Origin of the sequence: Pseudidiomarina aestuarii, from assembly GCF_048263735.1 — a bacterium.
GTDB lineage: Bacteria > Pseudomonadota > Gammaproteobacteria > Enterobacterales > Alteromonadaceae > Pseudidiomarina > Pseudidiomarina aestuarii_B.
In genome coordinates this window covers 116,059-136,158 of the sequence record NZ_JBLXDX010000005.1, presented here as the reverse complement: position 1 = coordinate 136,158, position 20,100 = coordinate 116,059, and the positions used below count along the sequence as shown (strand labels likewise).

18 protein-coding genes and 1 other RNA gene are annotated in these 20,100 nt (G+C 51.3%); 7 read left to right on the top strand and 12 right to left on the bottom strand.

The annotated features are described in order from the left end of the window. The first annotated feature begins 69 nt into the window (after positions 1-69). Complete coding sequence (locus ACN0S4_RS11485; RefSeq protein WP_417657808.1) at positions 70-921, top strand: LysR family transcriptional regulator; 852 nt, start codon at positions 70-72, stop codon at positions 919-921. Positions 922-1,013: 92 nt separating this feature from the next. Here ACN0S4_RS11485 and ACN0S4_RS11480 read toward each other — a convergent pair whose 3' ends face one another. From ACN0S4_RS11480 to ACN0S4_RS11465, 4 genes are read right to left on the bottom strand one after another with little or no spacing between them, the layout of a single operon-like run. Continuing rightward, positions 1,014-2,162, bottom strand: a complete 1,149-nt coding sequence (locus ACN0S4_RS11480; RefSeq protein WP_417657807.1) for a UbiH/UbiF/VisC/COQ6 family ubiquinone biosynthesis hydroxylase — start codon at positions 2,160-2,162, stop codon at positions 1,014-1,016. After that, entirely contained in the window at positions 2,162-3,391 is a 1,230-nt protein-coding gene (gene ubiH, locus ACN0S4_RS11475) for a 2-octaprenyl-6-methoxyphenyl hydroxylase (RefSeq protein WP_417657806.1), read from the bottom strand. Before ubiH ends, ACN0S4_RS11480 begins: the two co-directional genes overlap by 1 nt. Further along, on the bottom strand, positions 3,373-4,695 hold the full coding sequence (gene pepP / locus ACN0S4_RS11470; RefSeq protein WP_417657805.1) for a Xaa-Pro aminopeptidase: 1,323 nt from the start codon (positions 4,693-4,695) through the stop codon (positions 3,373-3,375). The genes ubiH and pepP overlap by 19 nt, the downstream gene beginning before the upstream one ends. Beyond that, positions 4,696-5,283 carry a UPF0149 family protein gene (locus ACN0S4_RS11465; protein WP_417657804.1) on the bottom strand — a complete coding sequence of 196 codons (588 nt, stop codon included), beginning with the start codon at positions 5,281-5,283 and terminating at the stop codon, positions 4,696-4,698. It lies immediately after the preceding gene. Between the two features lie 158 nt (positions 5,284-5,441). On the opposite strand from ACN0S4_RS11465, the gene ACN0S4_RS11460 reads away from it, so the two are divergent. Both ACN0S4_RS11460 and ssrS read left to right on the top strand, forming a co-directional pair. Continuing rightward, positions 5,442-5,756 carry a cell division protein ZapA gene (locus tag ACN0S4_RS11460; protein ID WP_169931469.1) on the top strand — a complete coding sequence of 105 codons (315 nt, stop codon included), beginning with the start codon at positions 5,442-5,444 and terminating at the stop codon, positions 5,754-5,756. Between the two features lie 19 nt (positions 5,757-5,775). Further along, positions 5,776-5,958: non-coding RNA, 6S RNA (gene ssrS, locus ACN0S4_RS11455), on the top strand. A gap of 83 nt (positions 5,959-6,041) precedes the next feature. Here ssrS and ACN0S4_RS11450 read toward each other — a convergent pair. Next, positions 6,042-7,622, bottom strand: a complete 1,581-nt coding sequence (locus ACN0S4_RS11450) for an amidohydrolase family protein (protein ID WP_417657824.1) — start codon at positions 7,620-7,622, stop codon at positions 6,042-6,044. Positions 7,623-7,641: 19 nt separating this feature from the next. On the opposite strand from ACN0S4_RS11450, the gene ACN0S4_RS11445 reads away from it, so the two are divergent. From ACN0S4_RS11445 to serA, 3 genes are all read left to right on the top strand, one after another. Beyond that, the gene (locus tag ACN0S4_RS11445; RefSeq protein ID WP_417657803.1) at positions 7,642-8,259 is read left to right on the top strand and encodes a 5-formyltetrahydrofolate cyclo-ligase; all 618 of its coding nucleotides are present in this window, start codon (positions 7,642-7,644) and stop codon (positions 8,257-8,259) included. A gap of 76 nt (positions 8,260-8,335) precedes the next feature. Beyond that, positions 8,336-9,001 carry a ribose-5-phosphate isomerase RpiA gene (gene rpiA / locus ACN0S4_RS11440; RefSeq protein ID WP_417657802.1) on the top strand — a complete coding sequence of 222 codons (666 nt, stop codon included), beginning with the start codon at positions 8,336-8,338 and terminating at the stop codon, positions 8,999-9,001. Positions 9,002-9,025: 24 nt separating this feature from the next. Beyond that, on the top strand, positions 9,026-10,267 hold the full coding sequence (gene serA / locus ACN0S4_RS11435) for a phosphoglycerate dehydrogenase (protein WP_417657801.1): 1,242 nt from the start codon (positions 9,026-9,028) through the stop codon (positions 10,265-10,267). Between the two features lie 126 nt (positions 10,268-10,393). Here serA and phoU read toward each other — a convergent pair whose 3' ends face one another. From phoU to asnA, 5 genes are all read right to left on the bottom strand, one after another. Beyond that, entirely contained in the window at positions 10,394-11,113 is a 720-nt protein-coding gene (phoU, locus tag ACN0S4_RS11430; RefSeq protein ID WP_417657800.1) for a phosphate signaling complex protein PhoU, read from the bottom strand. Positions 11,114-11,132: 19 nt separating this feature from the next. Then, on the bottom strand, positions 11,133-11,951 hold the full coding sequence (gene pstB, locus ACN0S4_RS11425) for a phosphate ABC transporter ATP-binding protein PstB (RefSeq protein ID WP_417657799.1): 819 nt from the start codon (positions 11,949-11,951) through the stop codon (positions 11,133-11,135). 20 nt (positions 11,952-11,971) lie between these two features. Further along, entirely contained in the window at positions 11,972-13,636 is a 1,665-nt protein-coding gene (gene pstA, locus ACN0S4_RS11420) for a phosphate ABC transporter permease PstA (protein WP_417657798.1), read from the bottom strand. Between the two features lie 14 nt (positions 13,637-13,650). After that, the gene (locus ACN0S4_RS11415; RefSeq protein ID WP_417657797.1) at positions 13,651-15,897 is read right to left on the bottom strand and encodes an ABC transporter permease subunit; all 2,247 of its coding nucleotides are present in this window, start codon (positions 15,895-15,897) and stop codon (positions 13,651-13,653) included. A 122-nt stretch (positions 15,898-16,019) separates the two neighbouring features. Further along, on the bottom strand, positions 16,020-17,009 hold the full coding sequence (gene asnA / locus ACN0S4_RS11410) for an aspartate--ammonia ligase (RefSeq protein ID WP_417657796.1): 990 nt from the start codon (positions 17,007-17,009) through the stop codon (positions 16,020-16,022). 167 nt (positions 17,010-17,176) lie between these two features. Here asnA and asnC point away from each other — a divergent pair, with 167 nt between their 5' ends. Then, entirely contained in the window at positions 17,177-17,629 is a 453-nt protein-coding gene (asnC, locus tag ACN0S4_RS11405) for a transcriptional regulator AsnC (protein ID WP_417657795.1), read from the top strand. A gap of 81 nt (positions 17,630-17,710) precedes the next feature. Here asnC and ACN0S4_RS11400 read toward each other — a convergent pair whose 3' ends face one another. Continuing rightward, positions 17,711-18,682 (bottom strand): PstS family phosphate ABC transporter substrate-binding protein, encoded by a 972-nt coding sequence (locus ACN0S4_RS11400; protein WP_417657794.1) that lies wholly within the window; start codon positions 18,680-18,682, stop codon positions 17,711-17,713. 101 nt (positions 18,683-18,783) lie between these two features. Continuing rightward, positions 18,784-20,100, bottom strand: coding sequence for a phosphate regulon sensor histidine kinase PhoR (gene phoR / locus ACN0S4_RS11395; protein WP_417657793.1), 1,317 nt, complete (start codon positions 20,098-20,100; stop codon positions 18,784-18,786).

The window sequence follows — 20,100 nt, the reverse complement described above, 5'->3', positions numbered from 1 at the left end:
TTAAATAATAAATACTGATACTTTTTCTATAACGAAATTTTATAATTCTTTGATTTAGCGAGTGCTGTTATGCAACACCTGTCTTTGGATGCCCTGCGCGCCTTTGTAAGCGTATATGAACTGCAGAGTTATACGGCTGCCGGCAAGCAGTTGGGTCGCTCACAACCAGCAATTAGTTTGCAGGTACAGCGGCTGGAAGAGCAACTCGGCGTTGCCCTGATTCAACGCAGTGGTGGACGTATTCTGCTCACTTATGCCGGCACTGAATTGCTGGACTCTGCGCGACAAATGCTCAACCTCAATGACCAGCTGCTGGTGCGCTTTACCGAACCGTCGCTATCGGGTCGGGTACGCCTGGGTATTCCCAGCGAATTTGCCAGCAAACTGCTGCCACAAGTGGTGGGGCAATTCGCGCAAGCTTATCCGAACGTCACTTTGGCAGTTACCTCAGCACTTAGCAAAGATTTATTGACCAGTGACGAGTCCGCGTTCGACCTAATTATTGCACTAACCGAACCGGGTTCGGCGCAGCAGCGTCAACCGGGCTTGTTGCAGTTGAAGCAAGAACCTTTGGTGTGGGCGGGTCCTGCGGGTTTTGATTTGTTGGATCATGAGCCGTTGAGTTTGGTGTTAGCGCCCGACGGCTGCATCTATCGACGCCGCGCCCTGCGAGTATTGAAGCAGCAGAATACGCCGGTACGGATTACTTATACCAACGCGGATTTTTCGGGGCTAACGGCGGCTCTGGAAAGCGGGTTGGGGATCACTGTGTTGGCGCAAAGTACGGTGCCGGATCATCTACAGCGGTTGCAGCATGCGCTCCTGCCGGTATTGGGCGATGTGAGTGTGGTGCTGCAGGTGGTGGATGGGGAGAATGCGGCGGCGCAGCAGCTGGCACAGTTTATACGGGAGCGGATCTAACTGGCCGTGAATAGTGAATGGTGAACAGTGAACGGTGAACTGGAGACATGCTGGTTTTGTTCACTGTTCACTATTTACTGTTTACTTGGCTGTTACGAGCCGAGGGCTACTTGCGTGAGCGATCGTTTTAGTGGGCTGATGCGATTCGCTAGGTGCAGTCCCAGACCGCGGAGGAGTTTGGCTGCGGGGTGCGCGGTGCCGAAGCCTCGTTTGAAGGCTTCCATCGCGGTGATCATGACTACAGCGGCGGCTTTGCGCTCGCGTTCCCAAGCGCGTAGGTCACGATGGCTCACGGCTTCTTGAGCGAAGACTTTGAGTAGTGCGGTGACATCGGCAAAGCCGAGGTTGGCGCCCTGCCCAGCCAGCGGATGAATGCTATGTGCCGCATCACCAATCAGAATCACACGATCATGCAACCAGCGCTGAGCGTAATGCATGCGCAGCGGGAAACTGGCGCGCTTAGATGCCACGGTTAAGGTTCCCAAACAGCCGTCGGATACGCGTGTCAGCTGCTGCGCAAAGGCTTTGTCATCTAGCGCTTCATAGCTGCTGACTTGGTCATCATCACACGACCACACCAGCGAGACTTGCTTCGGATTACCCAGCGGCAACAATGCCACGGGGCCGGATGGTAGGAATACCTGCCGTGCGACAGCGCCATGTGGCTGCTCGCAATCAATCACAGCCACCATGCCACGTTGTTCGTAATCCCAAAACGTCAGTGGTGCTTGCACTTTTTGTCGAATTTGCGATTGCACGCCATCGGCTGCGATTAAATAGTCGGCTTGATAAGTTTGCCCCGCGGCGGTTTTGATTTGGACTTGTGTCGCGGTTTGCTGCAACTCGGTAATGGCTGTTTCGGGATGTAATTGAACGCCTGTTGCTTGCGCTCGCTCCCATAATTTGGTTTCGACCACACGGTTTTCGACTATGGCACCGAGGTCATCGGCGTTTACTTCTGCGGCGTTAAATTCGATGCGTCCGAAGCTGTCCTGATCCCACACTTCCATGCCGGTATAAGGTCCGAGACGCTCACGCGGTAATTGGTCCCAAACCTGCAGTTGTTGCAGCAATTGCCGACTGTGTTGTGCGAGTGCGCTGACACGTAATTCGGGTTGAGCGGTATAGCTGGGTGCTGGGGCACGTTCAATCAAGGTAACGTGATGCCCTTGCTCACGCAGACCAATGGCTGTGCTGAGACCAATGAGGCCACCGCCGACAACGATTACCGAATAAGCCATCAGTGCTCTCCTCTACCCACTACAGGATTGTTTAAGCCCATCGTTTGGCGGGCGAATGCGGCGCGGAGTGGCGGTAGCCAGTCGAGAATGCCGAGCGCTAATGTGCGCCCATAGGTCAACGGAAATGCCGATGAGGAGAAGCCACGCACTAACAAATCAGTCAGGCCAATGGTGCGGTCGTAGTCTTGTTTGCGGCTTTGCCAGTAATCGCTGAGGACGTTGTAGCTGCCGAAATCTGTTTTGTCAGACGTTGAATTTGAAAGCACTGCCGCCAAACTCAGCGCATCACGCACGCCTAAGTTAAAACCTTGTCCGGCTATCGGATGCAACGAATGTGACGCGTTACCAATCAGCACGGCACGATGCGCGACACTGCGCTCGGCTAAATGCAGTTGCAGCGGATACTGGGTGCGCATGGTGACATCGGTAAAACGCCCGGCGCGAAAACCGAATGCGTGTTGCGCGGCGCGAACAAACTCGGCAGCGGGCAAATTCATGGTCGCTTCGGCTTCATCGGGTGGCATGCTCCACACTAACGACGCTTGTCGATTCGGCATGGGCAGCAGCGCAACTGGTCCGTAAGGCGTGAAGCGCTCGTAAGCCCAGCCATTGAGACCATCGGCGAGCTGCAGCACCGCAATAATGCCTTGCTGGTCATAATGGGTAGACACTACGGGAATATCGAGAGCAGCGCGTACGGCGGATTTATTGCCGTCGGCGCCCACCAATAGCTGGCAGGTCATGCTGACCGTGTCACCAGCGCCTGATTCTAACGTGACGGTGCGTTCAGACCGGGTTGCTTGGGTAGCGACCACTTTATGATCACCCAACCACTGAATATTCGGCTGCGCTTGGCAGGCGTTGTACAAAGCTAAGTTCAGTTCGCTGGCAGCAATCACTTGCCCTAGAGCGGGCACATTTTCTTGCTCGGCATGTAATCGTGTTGCGCCCAATTGATGCTGATCGCTGACATGAATATGCTCAATTGGACATGCTTGTACGGCTAACGGCGACCAAACACCCAAGCCTTCCAACACGCGAACGGTGCCGGCTGCGAGTGCGATGGTGCGTGGATCGGGCGCGGGACCTTCGGCTTGCGGCTCTACCACAACGATGGTGTGGTCAGGTTGCGCACGCGCCACGAGCAATGCCGTGAGTGCGCCAACTAAGCCACCGCCAGCGACAACTAATGCGTTGGAAGAAGCGGCAGTTACTTGTTTTGCATCCATTGCTCAATCTCTGCCGCGGTTTTCGGCACACCAGCGGTTAAATTCTCATAGCCGTCAGCGGTGATCACGCAGTCATCTTCAATGCGGATTCCAATGCCGTGCCATTTCTCGTCCACATCAGGCATGCCCGGTGGAATGTAGATCCCTGGCTCGACAGTTAGCACCATGCCTGGCTCAAACGCACGCTTTTTACCGGCGGCGTCATAGGTTCCGACGTCATGCACATCCAGCCCCAGCCAATGGCCAAGCCCGTGAATGAAGAACTTACGATAGCTGGTCGCTTCCCAATGCTCGGCAAACGAGCCTTTGAGGATGCCTAAATCAATCAGACCGTGCGTGATGGCTTGCGCAGCGGCGTCTTGCGCCTTCGGTAAGCTGCTACCCGGCTTTAAGGTGGCGAGTGCAGCTTCTTGCGCTGCCAATACCACCTCATACAAGGCTTTCTGCGTATCGCTGAAGCGACCATTCACTGGGAAAGTGCGGGTAATGTCGCCGGCGTAGCCTTGGTATTCTGCGCCAGCGTCAATCAGCAATAAATCACCGTCGCGCAGCACATCACTGTTCTCGGTGTAGTGCAAAATACAGGCATTCACACCGCCACCGCAGATAATTCCATAGGCGGGTGACAGCGCACCATGCATCGCAAATTCATGCTGAATATCAGCGCTAATTTGATACTCGTAGCGACCAGGCTGCGTTGACCGCATCGCCCGTTGATGCGCCAGCACGGAAATTTCCGCAGCGCGACGCATCACTGCAATTTCGTTTTCGCTTTTAATTAAACGCATGTTTGCCAGCTGTGGATTGCAATCCACCCAAGCCACTGGAGCGCTATAGCCTTTTTTCGGCGCACTACGCAGGAAATCGGCGGCAGTGTTCAGTTGCTGCTGTAAGTGCGGTTTGTCATGCGGATAAAACACGCTATGCACACCGTTCAGTAGTTCGGGTAGTAACTTCTCAAATTGCTCTATCGAGAAGGCAGCATTGACGTCGAGCGCTTCGACCGCGCGATCTACACCTAAACGTCGTCCATGCCACACTTCTGCATGCGCATCGCTCGGCTGGCAAAATAGTTGTACGGGCTCATCAGCATCAGGCGCGAGGATCAGCACCGCGTCAGGCTCGTTGAACCCGGTCAGATAAAAGAAATCACTGTCTTGGCGAAACGGATATTCGGTGTCACGTGAACGGGTTTGCAAGCTGGCAGCGGGAATAACCGCAATGGCGGATTGCTTCTGCTTGCGCAAAAACGCGAGCAGTTGCTCGCGCCGTTGTTTGAATTCGTGCTTGGGAATGTGGCTCATTTAATGCAGGACCTTATTCGTTTTACACGCGCCCCCAGAGTTCTTGCCGAGTTCGTTAAAACATAACATCGCAGAAATTCGTAGGTACTCGACTATTTCAAAGTAAGCGCGTTCGCCTTCTTCATCCTCATCTACGGACAAATCGAGCTTCGCGATCTCGACTAAATCTTCGATTGCTTCACGCAGGTCTTCGGATAAGCCCGCGAGATTGGTTTGATTGACGCCAAAACCGACTAAAAACGACTGCACCCAAGCGGTCATGGCTTGCAGGCGCTCGTACAGCGGCTGATGGTCGCCCGGTAACAATAATTGGTAGCCTAAATCAGGGTCTCGCATGGCTGCGCAGATGGAGCTGGCTAATTCGATGAATTGCTCTTTCACAACCGGCTTAAACGATTGCCCTTCGTGAATGAGATCGCTCATCAATAACAACCAGTCTTCGCCTTCTAAACTCGCACCGCCAGCAACCATGCCAGAGAGAATGCCATGCACTTCGGCGGCATTCGACAACAGACCCTGCTGCTCAAAAAACTCGGTTAAGCGATCATAACTTTGTAGTTTGCCCACTTCGCCACTGGGATCAGACATCAATCTATTCCAACTTATTACGCTAAATGTGTACACACATCGTAACACTGCAAGTCCATTCAGGCTAGCTGACAAAGCGCACGGAAGCATGCCATAATGGCGCCATCTGAATCGGCCAACAGTAGAAATAGTTACAGCGCCAGCAATAGGAAAAGGTCATGTCACAATCAACGCCGCGTACCATGGATATAAAATTGATGGATCGCCAGTACAAAGTGAACTGTCCCGCGGGACAGGAAGCGGCATTGCAACGCGCGGCCGATCGACTCAATGAAAAGCTTGAGCAAATACGCTCGGCAACGCGGTTAAGTCATCCAGAGCAAATTGCCGTGATGGCTGCCTTGAACTTGTGTCACGAAGCCACACAATATGCAGACGCACAAGACGAGAAAGTACGCGATTTGGAAGAAAAAATTAAACTGCTCCAAGATACACTTGAGCAGGTAATGGCAGAGCAACGTCCTGGACGTTGAGAAGTTCTGCAGCAGTTATGATTGCCTGGAATGTGCGCTAGCGAGCTTATGTCCCTGAGCCGATGTCATCAGTAAAGGGGCTCACTGAGCGGCTATTGTGCAAGCTCGACCCGTATCGAGAAGCCTGCGGCCGTGCATTTGCGCCCCGCCTTGAACCAGTGGGTTCAAGGGCTACAGCCAGCGGCGGCATTCCGGGTGATCACCCACCGACTACAGTGAAAAGTGAATGGTGAATAGTGAACGGGAAAACCTAAACCCGACACTGTGCCCATTCAGCTTTTCAGTTCACTGTTCACTATTTACTGTTCCCTTGGCTCTTGCGACTATTTCGCGGACGTCGGCTAGTAGCGCTTGCGCGTCGTAGACGATGCCGTCTTTGATGGTGTAGCGAATGCCCTTGGTGCGTATTGGCTGATTATTGTCATCGAGCTGGTAGTGACCTGTTCCGTACAACACCTTGAAGTTGCGCAGCGGATTCTCTTTGACGATGACTAAGTCTGCTTTCTTGCCCGGGATGACCGAGCCGATTTCTGATTCCATGCCCAGCGCTTCGGCACCGTTGAGTGTGGCGGCTTGGATAACTTCGAGAGCATTGAAGCCGGCTTCGCGCAGCAATTCGAGCTCGCGGATGTAGCCGAAACCATAAATTTTATAGATATAGCCTGAATCAGAGCCGGTGGTGACGCGACCGCCATGGTTTTTGTAGTCGTTGAGGAAAGTCATCCACTGGGTGAAGTTCTTGCGCCATGCTACTTCGTGGTCGGTGGTCCAATCGAACCAGTACGAGCCGTGTGCGTAGCGACTTGGCGTAAAAAAGTCCCACAAAGTTGGCAAGGTGTACTCTTCGTGCCAAATGGCGCGACGTTCGCGCATCAAATCACGTGAGGCTTCGTAGATAGTCAGTGTTGGATTAATCGTAAAATCGAGTGCGATAAGTTCATCACGCACGGCATTCCACTTTTCTGAACCCGGTTTCGCGGCTTGTTCCCACAACTTACCAGCTTCACCGAAGCGGTCTTGCTCGTCGTTGTAATTGTATTCTGGTGAGTAGTCTTGAATCACTTGGCCGTCAAACAGCGCTTCCGGTAAGCCGTACCAATGTTCCATGGTGGTGAGGCCTTGGCGCGCAGAATCCAACACGTTGGTGCGCACTACGTTGAGCTGTGCGTGGTGCATCATGGTGCCTAAGTCTTGCTGTTTAGCTTCGTCGAGAGCAGCGGCCATGACACGTGGTGTTGCACCGAAGAACTTAATGCCGGCAGCGCCTTGGCTTTTGATATCACGTACCCACTCGCGCGCTTGTTCTGCGTTGAAAATCGGCTCGTCGCTGCCCATACCAAAGCCGACGTAAGGCACAATACGTGGCGACACAATGCGATTGGCTTCGGCTTCTTGCTGGTGCCACTGCACCCAATCTAAGCCATTAAAGCTACCCGGTTCACGCACTGTCGTGATGCCGTGCGCCAGCCAAAGTTTCAACACGTAATCGGCAGGAATATTGTCCGCCGAACCACCAATGTGTCCGTGCATGTCAACAAAGCCTGGCAGTATGTAGTGACCACTCACATCTATTTCACGGTCGCCCGACTGGGCAACAGGTCGACCTTCCGGCTTAATTGGAACGCCCGGATGACCGACACTGACCACATTCACAATGCGGTCGTTTTCAATCACGATATCGACGGGCCCATAAGCTGGAGCACCTTCACCATTGACGAGAATACCGCCGCGCAGAATCAAACGTTGATGCGGGCCATCACCGCGTTCGCCCCGTTCGGTAGCCTTCGGTGGCGGTGCTGCCAAGACACTGGACGTCAACAGGACGGCACAGCTCAATGTGGTGAGGATAGTCATTAGTTGTCGCATCATGGTATAACGCTGCCTTATGGAACCAAATAAAAACGAGCATAACAGCACCATGCGGACGCGGCAATTGCGGCGGGAACTGCTGGACGCACGAGCGAGCCTATCGACCGCAGAACGCGAACAAGCCGCGACACAGGTGTTGCAACGCCTACAACAACTGCCAGAGCTGCAACAGAGCGTGCGCGTCGGCAGCTACGTGAGTGTGCGAGCTGAGCTCAATACTGTTGCCATTAATCAGTGGCTGCTTGAACACCACGCTCCTGCGGTGCCTGTGCTACACCCGTTTCGCGAGGGCAATTTGCTGTTTTTGAATGTGACGCCAGAAACTCAATGGCGCAATAACGCCTTTAACATCCCCGAACCGGAACTACGCTGTCCTGATGTGGCTCCCCTCGCTGCATTGGATGTCTTGCTCGTGCCCTTGGTTGGCTTTGATAAGCAAGGGAATCGATTGGGCATGGGTGGTGGTTACTACGACCGCACACTTGCCGCATGGCAAGCAGGCCACTTACCACGCTTATTACCGATTGGTTTGGCGTACGACGAACAGTGTGTGGAAAGCATCCCCGCAGAGCCGTGGGATGTGCCACTTCCACGCATTATTACCCCGACGAAGCTGTGGGATTTTCGCCGTTAAGCGCGTATACTAAACGCCCATAACCCCGAGCTCTCATCGACACGCAATTGACCGCGTACAAAGGTATGGAATCGTCATGTCTACGTCTCAAGATCGCCTCAAGCAACAAGCCGCCGAAGCTGCGCTTCAATACGTCAAACCCAACACCATCGTCGGCGTCGGTACTGGCTCCACGGTGAACTTTTTTATTGATGCGTTGGCATCGATGAAAAACGATATCGAGGCAGCGGTTTCTAGTTCGGATGCTTCTACTCAGCGGCTACGCAAAATTGGCATTGAAGTCATAGAACTCAACAATGCGACCGAAGTACCGGTCTACATTGATGGCGCGGATGAAATTGACGAGCATTTTCGGATGGTCAAAGGCGGCGGTGGTGCTTTAACCCGCGAGAAAATTGTCGCGGCAGTCGCCCAGAAATTTATTTGTGTGGCGGACGCCAGCAAGCTCGTCGGCCGACTCGGCACCTTCCCAGTCCCCATTGAAGTGATTCCCATGGCGCGCTCATATGTAGCGCGTGAAATTGTCCGTTTAGGCGGCGACCCAGTGTGGCGCCAAGGCTTCGTGACCGATAACGGCAACCTCATTCTGGATATTCACAATCTTGATATCCTTGACCCCGTGCAATTGGAAGAACAACTGAATAATATCGTTGGTGTAGTGACCAACGGCTTGTTTGCACGCCGTGGCGCTGATATTGCATTGATTGCCTCGGAGTCAGGCATTCAAACCCGCACCCGTTAATTTGAGAGTTGCATAGGAAAGCGCATGAGTTTGGTATCTCTGGATAAAGATCGCATCAAGATTTTGCTGTTGGAAGGCGTGCATAGCAGCGCTATCGAAGTGCTGAAGCAGCACGGTTACAGCAATATCACCGCCCTGAAAACCTCACTCAATGAGGACGAACTGTGCGAAGCGGTCAAAGACGTGCACTTTATTGGCATTCGTTCACGCACCCAACTCAATGCTCGCGTCTTTAAAGCCGCCGACAAATTGGCTGCCGTCGGTTGCTTCTGTATTGGTACCAACCAAGTTGACCTCGACGCTGCACGTGAACATGGGGTGGTGGTGTTTAATGCGCCATTTTCCAATACCCGCAGTGTAGCGGAGCTAGTGCTCGCTGAAATTATTATGTTGCTGCGCTGCATTCCACAGAAAAATGCTGCTGCACATCGCGGTGGTTGGGACAAAGCAGCCAAAGGCTCGTTTGAAGCGCGCGGTAAAGTGTTAGGCATCATTGGTTATGGCCACATTGGCAGCCAATTAAGCATTTTGGCTGAGCAATTGGGCATGCAAGTGCGCTATTACGATATCGAAACCAAATTATCACTTGGTAATGCGCTACAAGTTCGCAGTCTCGACGAGCTGCTCGCGCAGTCTGATGTGGTCACGTTGCACGTTCCGGAAACTCCGCAAACCCAATGGATGATTAGTGCCAAACAGCTGGCCGCGATGAAGCCAGAAGCGGTGCTTATTAATGCCTCGCGCGGCACTGTGGTCGATATTGATGCGCTGGCTGAGGCATTGAAATCAGGTCAGTTATCGGGTGCAGCTATTGACGTATTCCCGGTCGAGCCGAAGGGCAATGATGATGTGTTCGAATCACCACTGCGCGGTATCGATAACTGTATTTTGACCCCGCATATCGGCGGTTCTACCCAAGAAGCACAAGAGAATATCGGCATTGAAGTGGCCGGCAAGCTGGTACGGTATTCCGACAATGGCTCGACTTTGTCAGCAGTCAACTTCCCAGAAGTGGCACTGCCAACCCACGCCGGCGCTCGTCGTTTGTTGCACATCCACCACAATCGCCCAGGCATGCTGACACGTATCAACCAAATATTGGCCGAACAAAACATCAACGTTTCAGGACAGTACTTACAGACCGACAGCCAAGTAGGTTATGTGGTTATTGATATTGAAACCCCACCCAATAGTACCATTGCCGATGACTTACTCATCGAAATACGAGCCATTGACGGAACTATTAAGGCGCGCGTGCTCTATTAGCACGCGTTTATCTCGAGTAATTCGCTTTTATCGAGAGTAATTCCCGCTTTATCCAGAGTAATTCGCGTTTATCCCGAGTAATTCGCAATAGCTTTGCCGCCGGGGTAACGACGGCAAAGCTGACAGTTAGTCGCGCTTGCCGCGAACAGTTTGTTCCATAGATTCTGGCGAGACGTGACGCACGTCTTTGCCTTTGACAAAGAAGATGATGTATTCGGCGATGTTCTGGCAACGGTCACCGATACGCTCCAGTGAACGTGCTGACCACAATACATTCATGACCTTTGGAATGCCGCGTGGATCTTCCATCATGTATGTCATCAGCTGACGTGTCAGTGCTTCATACTGGCGGTCAGCTTGCGCATCCATTTGGTGCACTTCATAGGCTGAATCTAAGTCCATTCGCGCGAAAGCATCGAGTACGCCGTGTAGCATCGCGAGTACTTGCTGACCGAGGTTTTCTAGGCTCACCAAGAAATGCTGCTGGTCATTGTTAAAGCTCTCGAGGGCTACGCGTGCAATGCGCTCGGCTTCGTCACCAATCCGTTCTAAGTCAGAAATAGTTTTGAAGATAGCGATAACCAGACGCAAGTCACTCGCTGCTGGCTGCCGTTTGGCGATGATTTGTACGCAGGCTTCATCAATCTGCACCTCAAGGGCGTTGATTCGATAGTCACGCTGCAAAATCTGCTCAGCTAACTCATGATCTGACTTTTCGATGGCGTACAGTGAGTCACGCAACTGCTGCTCAACTAAACCACCCATATTCAACACTTGGTTACGGACGGCTTCCAGTTCTTCATTAAATTTGCCGGAAATATGCCGGCTCATGTTCATTTTGTCCATCACTGGCTCCTTCTATCCGTTAACCGTAACGACCGGTAATGTAGTCTTCCGTCTGCTTCTTATCAGGCGTGGTAAACAAGGTGTTGGTATCCGCGTACTCAATCAATTTACCCATGTACATAAAGGCTGTTTGATCAGAAACACGTGCCGCCTGTTGCATGTTGTGCGTAACGATAACTACGGTGTATTTGCTCTTCAGCTCGGTGATCAATTCTTCAATGGTTAAGGTTGAAATTGGATCCAATGCCGATGTTGGCTCGTCCAACAATAAGACTTCTGGCTCAATTGCAATCGAACGGGCAATCACCAAACGTTGTTGCTGACCACCTGACAGGCCAAAGGCGCTCTCACTTAGGCGATCTTTAACCTCGTCCCACAATGCCGCACCTTTCAATGAGCGTTCGACGACTTCGTCCAGTGTGCGACGGTCGTTGACGCCTTGCAAGCGCATTCCATAGACCACGTTTTCGTAGATCGACTTCGGAAATGGATTCGGGCGCTGGAATACCATGCCGACACGACGACGCAATTCAGCGACATCGACGTCTTTATCGTAGATGTTTTTATCATGCAGCAAGATTTCGCCTTTCACACGGCAAATCTCAACCAAGTCATTCATACGATTGATGCAGCGCAGTAAAGTAGACTTACCGCAACCCGATGGACCGATAAACGCGGTCACACGGTTTTTCGGGATATGCATGTCAATATCAAACAAAGCTTGAGCTTCACCGTAGTGCAAGTTTAGACCGCGAATTTCCAAGGCGGTTTGCTCGGCCGTTAAATTGGCGAGGTCTAAAGCTTCAGCAGTGTTTGCGTTCGGAGTGACCGAAATCATAGTTCATCCCTTCTCATCAATTAGTGCTCAAGAGAGCGATATTTTTCACGTAAATGGTTACGCACACCAATGGCAGTCAAGTTAAGACCCACAATGACTGTCACTAACAAGAATGACGTTGCGTAAACCAGAGGCCGCGCGGCCTCGACATTCGGGCTTTGGAAACCGACATCATAAATGTGAAAGCCCAAGTGCATAAATTTGCGATCGAGGTGGAAGTACGGGAAGTTACCATCGAGCGGCAACATCGGCGCCGACTTCACTACACCTACCAACATCAATGGCGCTACCTCACCAGCTGCACGTGCTACTGCAAGAATCAAACCCGTCATAATAGCCGGTGATGCCATAGGTAATACGATGCGCCACAAGGTTTCGGCTTTGGTTGCGCCTAGTGCCAAGCTGCCTTCACGTAAGGTGCTTGGAATGCGCGATAAGCCTTCTTCAGTCGAAACAATGACCACCGGCAGCGTCAGGATCGCGAGAGTAATCGCGGACCACATGACCCCTGGGGTACCAAAGGTTGGGCTTGGCAATGCTTCTGGATAGAAGATTTGGTCTAACGAGCCACCCACCATATAGACGAAGAAACCTAAACCAAATACACCATAAACAATAGATGGCACACCGGCGAGGTTGATTACCGCGATACGAATCAGGCGCGTAATGGCGTTCTTACCCGCATATTCGTGAAGGTATACCGCAGCAACCACACCAAATGGCGTCACAATAATCGACATCAGCAAGACCATGAACACGGTACCGAAGATAGCTGGGAATACGCCCCCCTCGGTGTTGGCTTCACGTGGGTCTTCGGACACGAACTTGCCAATTTGCACGAAGAAGTGTGCGAGCTTTTGCAAGATGTTCATGTCGTTCGGGAAGGTAACGTCCAACATGCGATACATCGGCAACGTCACTTCCATGTTGCGCATGTCACGCATCACGACCGCGTCACGGCTCGCTTGCTCACGGTACTCAAACAACTGCGCTTCGAGGACTTGATAATCGGCACGCAACTGCGCTTCTTCCGCAGCAATCCGCTCGGCTTCTGCTTCAGTAAAGGCATTATTTAGCTCTAACCGACGCTGTTCAAGACGCAGCTGATTCAGCTGGTAGTTGATAGCACCAATTTCACCGTCCTGCAGATCCATGGCTTGTTCGTTGAGCTCTACCGCACGCTCAATGCGAGCAAAAAGCTCTTCGCGCTTTTCTTCCTCAGAGTCTGAGGTTAGCACCGACTCACCGTTCTCCAAGATGTCGATCACGTAACCATAGAAGTTGCCGTCTTTCGAACGTTCCAGCACAGCTAGATTTGCTGGCGTCTCATCACGCACCACTTGCGGTTCCATAACCCAAGTGAAGTCGAGTGACACATACTCACGGTTACCAACTTTCAGTAACAGACGCTCAAGCATTTCCTCGTTATAACCCTCGAGCACATCTGCACTGCCCTCGAGCCGAGAGGTTGGAACCACTTCACGGTCATAGATTTCACCGATAATGGTACGGGTACTGCCATCAGAGGCTTGAATATCCATCTCGTGGATAACAGCGGGCCAGAAGAAGCTGAGGCCACGCCAGGCAATCATGATCAACAACCCGATGACGGCAATCAGACTGATACTCACAGCACCTGCTGTTAGCCAAATCCACGGTTTTCCTGTCTTAAACCAAACTTTCATGGAAATCCTCTCGCTTACATCGAGCTATATTTTTCGCGCAACCGCTGGCGAACAAACTCAGCCAACGTGTTAAACACGAACGTGAATACGAACAATACAAAGGCTGCCAAGAACAGAATGCGATAGTGCGAACTACCCACTTCCGACTCTGGCATTTCGACCGCAATGTTGGCGGACAGGGTGCGCATACCTTCAAAGATGTTCCAGTCCATAATCGGCGTATTACCGGTCGCCATGAGTACGATCATGGTTTCACCGACCGCGCGACCCAGACCCATCATGACTGCCGAGAAGATACCTGGGCTTGCCGTGAGCAAGACCACTTTGGTCAGCGTTTGCCATGTAGTGGCACCCAATGCGAGTGAACCATTCGATAGGTGCTTCGGCACGCTAAACACCGCATCTTCTGCAATTGAAAAGATGGTTGGAATAACCGCGAAGCCCATGGCAATACCGACCACCAACGAGTTACGTTGGTCAAAGGTGATACCTAATTCATTGGTAATAAACTGACGGACATTGCCACCAAACAACCAGTCTTCCACTAGTGGCGAGGCACTGAATGCGGCGTAGCCAACCAGCATCACTAACGGGATCAGCACCAGCGCGGCGCGGCCATCAGTGAAGAAATTACGATAGTTTTTCGGTAATACGCTGGTAATAAATGCCAGCAGAATAATTGCTGTCGGCACTAGAACGACAGTCGCGACAATGCCAGGCAGGTAATTCTCCACCACCGGCGCCAGCCATAACCCCGCTAAGAAGCCGAGAATAACGGTCGGTAATGCCTCCATAATTTCAACGGTAGGCTTAACCACTTTGCGCACCGAAGGCGACATGAAGTACGCGGTGTAAACAGCTGCCGCAAGACCAATCGGCACTGCGAACAACATGGCGTAAGCAGCAGCCTTAATGGTTCCGAATGAAATTGGCACTAAGCTGAACTTAGGTTCGAAGTCATCCGAGCCAGACGTGGACTGCCACACATAATCAGGCTCTGGATAGCCTTCATACCAAATTTCTTGCCACAAACCGCTCCACGTGACTTCTGGATGCTCGTTGTCCAAATCAAAGATGTGTAATTCATTGCCGCTCAGCATCATGAGCGTATTTGCGCGGGGATCTATCACCACCCGCTCAGCTTGGACGCCCTCTGGCTGCTCCTGATATAAATCAGCTTCTGAGGTAGTGTGGAAGACACCCAAGGTTCCTTCGGCATTGACTGTGTAGAAGGTACGGCGATAGTACTCAGCGACAATATCCACAATCGGGCTATTGCCTGACTTGAATTCGCGGATGTATTGATAGCGACGGCCTTCGTCACTGGCTACTTCAAACCACTGCGTAATTAAACCTGAACTGTGGCCAAACATGATGGAGCTAGCACCAGCCAGCAGTTGCATGCTCGTCACATCACCGTAACGACGCTTGTCGATAGTAAGGAGTTGCTTTTCGGTCACCTGCCCACTGCGGCTCACTTCAAAGACATAGAGACGATTCGCCTGACGGACAAACACTTGTCGTAAGTCAGGCGTCACTATGACTTGCTCAATAGCGCCGTTCACTGGCAATTCAGTAAACTTAGATTCGAGCGTTACTGCACCCGTGATGAAGTTACGCGATGCACTGATAGAGTTGACGATAGCCTTGCCGTCAGCGGTAACCGCAGCAAACAGGCTTGCGTCACCATCGTACTCATAAGCCAATTGCACGAGGTTACGGCCTTGCTCATCAACCTGAATTGGAGAGTCTTCAGTAATGATGGCGATTTCAGGTGTTGTAGTGCGTTGACCATTCTCAAAACGCGAGCGAAACTTCGGCTCAACGATAACCACTTCACCACCCTCGATGGCGTACGCGTAACGCTTTTTCTGTGGCTGCGTTTTGGTGAAGGCCGTCGGCGCCGTTGGCGTGACCTGCTCTTGCAATAACACATCACCGAGCTCAGCATTCGAGCGCGGCAAGTTTTGCAGAGCGAAGAAGGTCAACTGACCATTGTCCGCGAAGCGATAGCCAATTTCCGATTGCTCTTCCATGCCCAGCGCAACAGTTGTTGCCTCACCTGGCACTGCAAATGACGATTGTTTTTCAACATCGACACCGCGGAAAATCGGTTCAACGACATAAAGCAAATAGAAGAAGATCAACAGTAATGCGACTAACACTAGGACGCCGCCAAAGGTTACCCCCCAGCGTGCAGCTCTATCTTTGAGTAGTCGAATATTGCTGGCCCCCATTCGAGTGGGTGTGGATGCCGCCATGCTTGCCCTCAGAAATTAGCTCGTGAATTTTACTGGGTGCAAGTATAGCGGCAAACTATGACAGTATTGTTACAGCGCTGTCATATTTCTGCCATGAAAGTGTCTTTTTGACGCAAAGTTGTCTAGGCAGCAACACTGACAGACTGCTGAGGCAGGTCTAGCAAAGTCGCTTGTGTGGCGCGAATATGGTCATATTGTAACACCCACATAGCCACGCGTGACTGGCCAATACCACCGCCAATAGTCTGTGGCAACTGACCCGACAGAACTAACCGATGCCACGGCAATTGCGCATGGTGCTGCTTACCGCTGAGTTCCAATTGCCGTAAGAGTGCCGGTGCATCCACACGTATACCCATCGACGATAACTCGAGTGCGTCATCAAGTAGCGGATGCCACACCAACAAATCACCGTTTAGTCCGCCCCACTCTAAGTCGGTTTCTGAAGTCCAGTCATCATAATCCGGCGCGCGAACATCATGCTTTTCCCCGTCACCTAATGCACCGCCAATACCGATAATAAAGACCACGGTGCGCTGTTGAGTGATTGCGCGTTCTCGTTGCTTCGGCGTTAAGTCCGGATAGGCTTGGCGTAATTGCTCGGCGTGTATGAATGTCACATCGGCCGGCAACTGCACCGGAAAACTCTCGTCAGGATACAGCGCTTGGATAGTTTGCTTCAGTGCCGAATAGATACCACGCACAGTTTCTTTCAATGTGGCGATGGTGCGCTCTTGCGGCTGGATTACACGCTCCCAGTCCCATTGCTCAACCAGCACCGAGTGCCGCTCGGAAAGCTTTTCTTCGTCAGGACGTAACGCACGCATGTCGGTCACGATGCCAGAGCCGGCAGCAAACTGCTGTTGTCCAAGAAGCGCGCGCTTCCATTTTGCCAGCGAATGAACCACTTCATAATCACGCTGTTCCGCTTGGACGTGAACCTTAACCGGTTGTTCATGACCAGCAAGGCCGTCTTGCATGCCACTTCCTGCCGCCATGATCAACGGTGCCTGGACGGGGATTAACTGAAGTTGCTGTGCCAACGCCGAAGCAAACTGGTGTTTCACTTGGCTTAGACGAAGTTGTTGTTGTGCAAAAGTCGATGTTTTCATGATGTTCTCCAATAATTTTTCGTTTTGATGAGACATCATTCACCGAAATCAGTAATGCGATCAATACCATTTAATAAATTAACGCTTTACTTAAATATAATATTTAATATTATGGGTTTTAATTGATAAAACATTAAAAAATTCGTTATTTAAGGCGGAATCATTAGATGATCGATATTTTGGACCAAGCGATTCTCGACGCATTATTGCTGAATGCGCGCACTTCCTACGCTGAAATTGCTAAACAACATGGTGTGAGCCCTGCCACCATTCATGTGCGCGTCGAGAAAATGCGCCAGCAAGGCATCATCACCGGTGCCAAACTCACGGTAAATCCGCGGGCGCTTGGCTTTGATGTGTGTTGTTTTATTGGTATTACGCTGGCTCGTGCGGGTGACTATCCGAGCGCATTAAAGCAGCTGCAAGCGTTGCCGGAAGTAGTCGAAGCACATTACACCACGGGCCAGTACAGCGTATTTATCAAAGTATTTGTGAAATCCATTGATGACTTGCAGCACTTACTGATCGAGAAAATCCAGCCCATCGACGAAATCCAAGCGACGGAAACACTGATTTCACTCCAGCAGCCGATCCTCCGCGACATTTCGGTCAGCCAGTAAAAAAGCGCTGGCAAAATACCAGCGCTTTATTCGTTGAACAGTGAGCGTTTCTATTCACTGTTCACTTTTTACCGTTCACTTTCAGTTTAGCCCAAGACGTTCCATTTCTTGCTCTACTACAGCCAGTGGCAGTGGGATGTATCCGTCTTTATCGACAATCTCTTGACCCGTTTTTGACAGTACCATTTTCAGGAATTCAGCTGTTGCTGGATCCAATGGTTTGTTCGGGTGCTTGTTCACGTAAACGTATAGGAAACGTGCAAGTGGGTACTTACCAGCAAGCGAGTTTTCAGTGGTTGCATCAACAAACTCAGCGCCTTCTTCAACAGCGATTGGTACTGTTTTGACACCTGAGGTTAAGTAACCAATACCTGAGTAACCGATAGCATTCAGTGAGGTTGAAACTGACTGAACTACAGAGGCTGAGCCAGGCTGCTCGTTCACGTTTGGACGGAAGTCACCGTCACACAACGCGATTTCTTTGAAGTAGCCGTAGGTACCAGAAACTGAGTTACGACCGTACAACTGTAAGTCGCGATTCTCCCATGCGCCCGTTAAACCTAAGTCGCTCCAGCGTTGAACCTGCTGGTTCGCACCACATAAGCGAGTATTTGAGAATACCGCGTCGACTTCAGCAATGGTCATGCCTTCAATCGGGTTATCTTTATGGACGAATACGGCTAACGCATCGATAGCAACACGAACTTGCGTTGGCTTATAACCATGGCGCTTCTCAAAAGACTCAATTTCTTTTGATTTCATTGCGCGGCTCATTGGACCGAAGTTTGACGTACCTTCAGTTAATGCAGGTGGTGCCGTTGAAGAACCCGCTGCTTGAATTTGCATGTTCACGTTTGGATATTGACGCTTAAACTCTTCTGCCCAAAACGTCATCATGTTGGCTAAGGTATCTGAACCAACAGAAGAAAGGTTGCCTGATAGGCCACTTACTTTTTCGTATTCAGGTAAATTGTCAGTCGCTTTTTGTGCCAGTGCTGGACCAGCAACCAGAGTTGCGACGCTAACTGCGATTAATGCTTGCTTGAGTTTCATAAACACTCCAAATTTCAATGTCAGATTCGCTGACTGTATGAAGAATTGAAGCTAGTGTAGAGGCTGAATGTGACAGTTTAATGACATTTTTTGTCAGGCTGTCATATTTGTTTCAATAAAGTGTCACGAACGACAAGTTCCTCTGGAGCTCGAAACGAGAATGTTGACCCACGCCCCACCACCGAATCGATGTTTAGTCTGCAGTGATGATGTTCCAAAGCCTGTTGGACTATGGCTAACCCCAATCCTGAACCACCGGTTTTACTGTTTCGGTCTTTATCAATTCGATAAAACCGCTCGGTTAAACGAGGAATATGTTCGGCTGGAATTCCCGGCCCATTATCTGAAACACTAAATTCCATTTGCTGATTTACTGGCCGCCAGCGCACCACAATGCGACCACCCGGCTGCGTGTAATGAATGGCATTGGTCACCAAGTTGGATAACACACTGCGCATCTCATCTTCATGTCCGTAGAGCTTTTCAGAGCTGATTTCAAAAACCAGTTCGTGTCCACGTTCCGCATTCAGGCGTTCGGCATCGGCTTGAATAGTATTCAGTAATTTCGGGACATCGACAACGCGGTCGAAAATATCGCCGCGCGTAATGTCCATGCGCGACAGTGACAACAACTGATCGACGAGATTACGCATGCGCGTGCTCTGCGCGTTCATGTCGCGCACGGCTTTGCGATGCATCTCAGCAGGCATGCCACTGGCATCGTCGAGCATTTCTAGATAGCCCTGCAATACAGTCAGCGGTGTTTTTAATTCATGCGAGACGTTGGCGACGAAATCTTTGCGCATTTGGTCCAACTGGCGCAGTTGCGTGACATCACGTGCCATCAACAAGTATTGGTCATCGCTGTACGGCATGATACGGATTTCGAGCTCAATATCTTCACGCACGGGTGACGGCAGATGAATGTCGTCACTGAAATCGCCCTTTTGTAAGTAAGCGATAAATTCTGGATGACGGATCAAGTTGGAGAGGCGAATGCCCGTATCGGCTGGCCATTTTAGACCGAAGTAGAACTGCCCGAGCTTGTTACACCAAATCAGTCCTCCGTCTTTACGGAAGACAATGGCTGCATCGGGAATCGCTTCTGAAGCTTCACGAAAGCGTCGTAATAACCGCGCTAAAGCACGGCGGCGTTGCTGACTGCGGCGCTGGGTTCGATAGATTCCGTCGTAGATGTAACTCCAACTACCCGGAGCACTCGGTGGCAGCAGCGTGCGGCGATGCCACAACCAATCAACCAATTTGTACTGGTAGAAGTAATGCCAAACCACCAGCCCAAGCAACGCTAGCGCGGTTACTTCCCAAAAGGCTCCGAACAACCAACCGACCACGCCCACTGGGATTAAAAACCACAGTAGGCCTCGGAGAATAAACAGAACGGAATATTTTTTATCCAT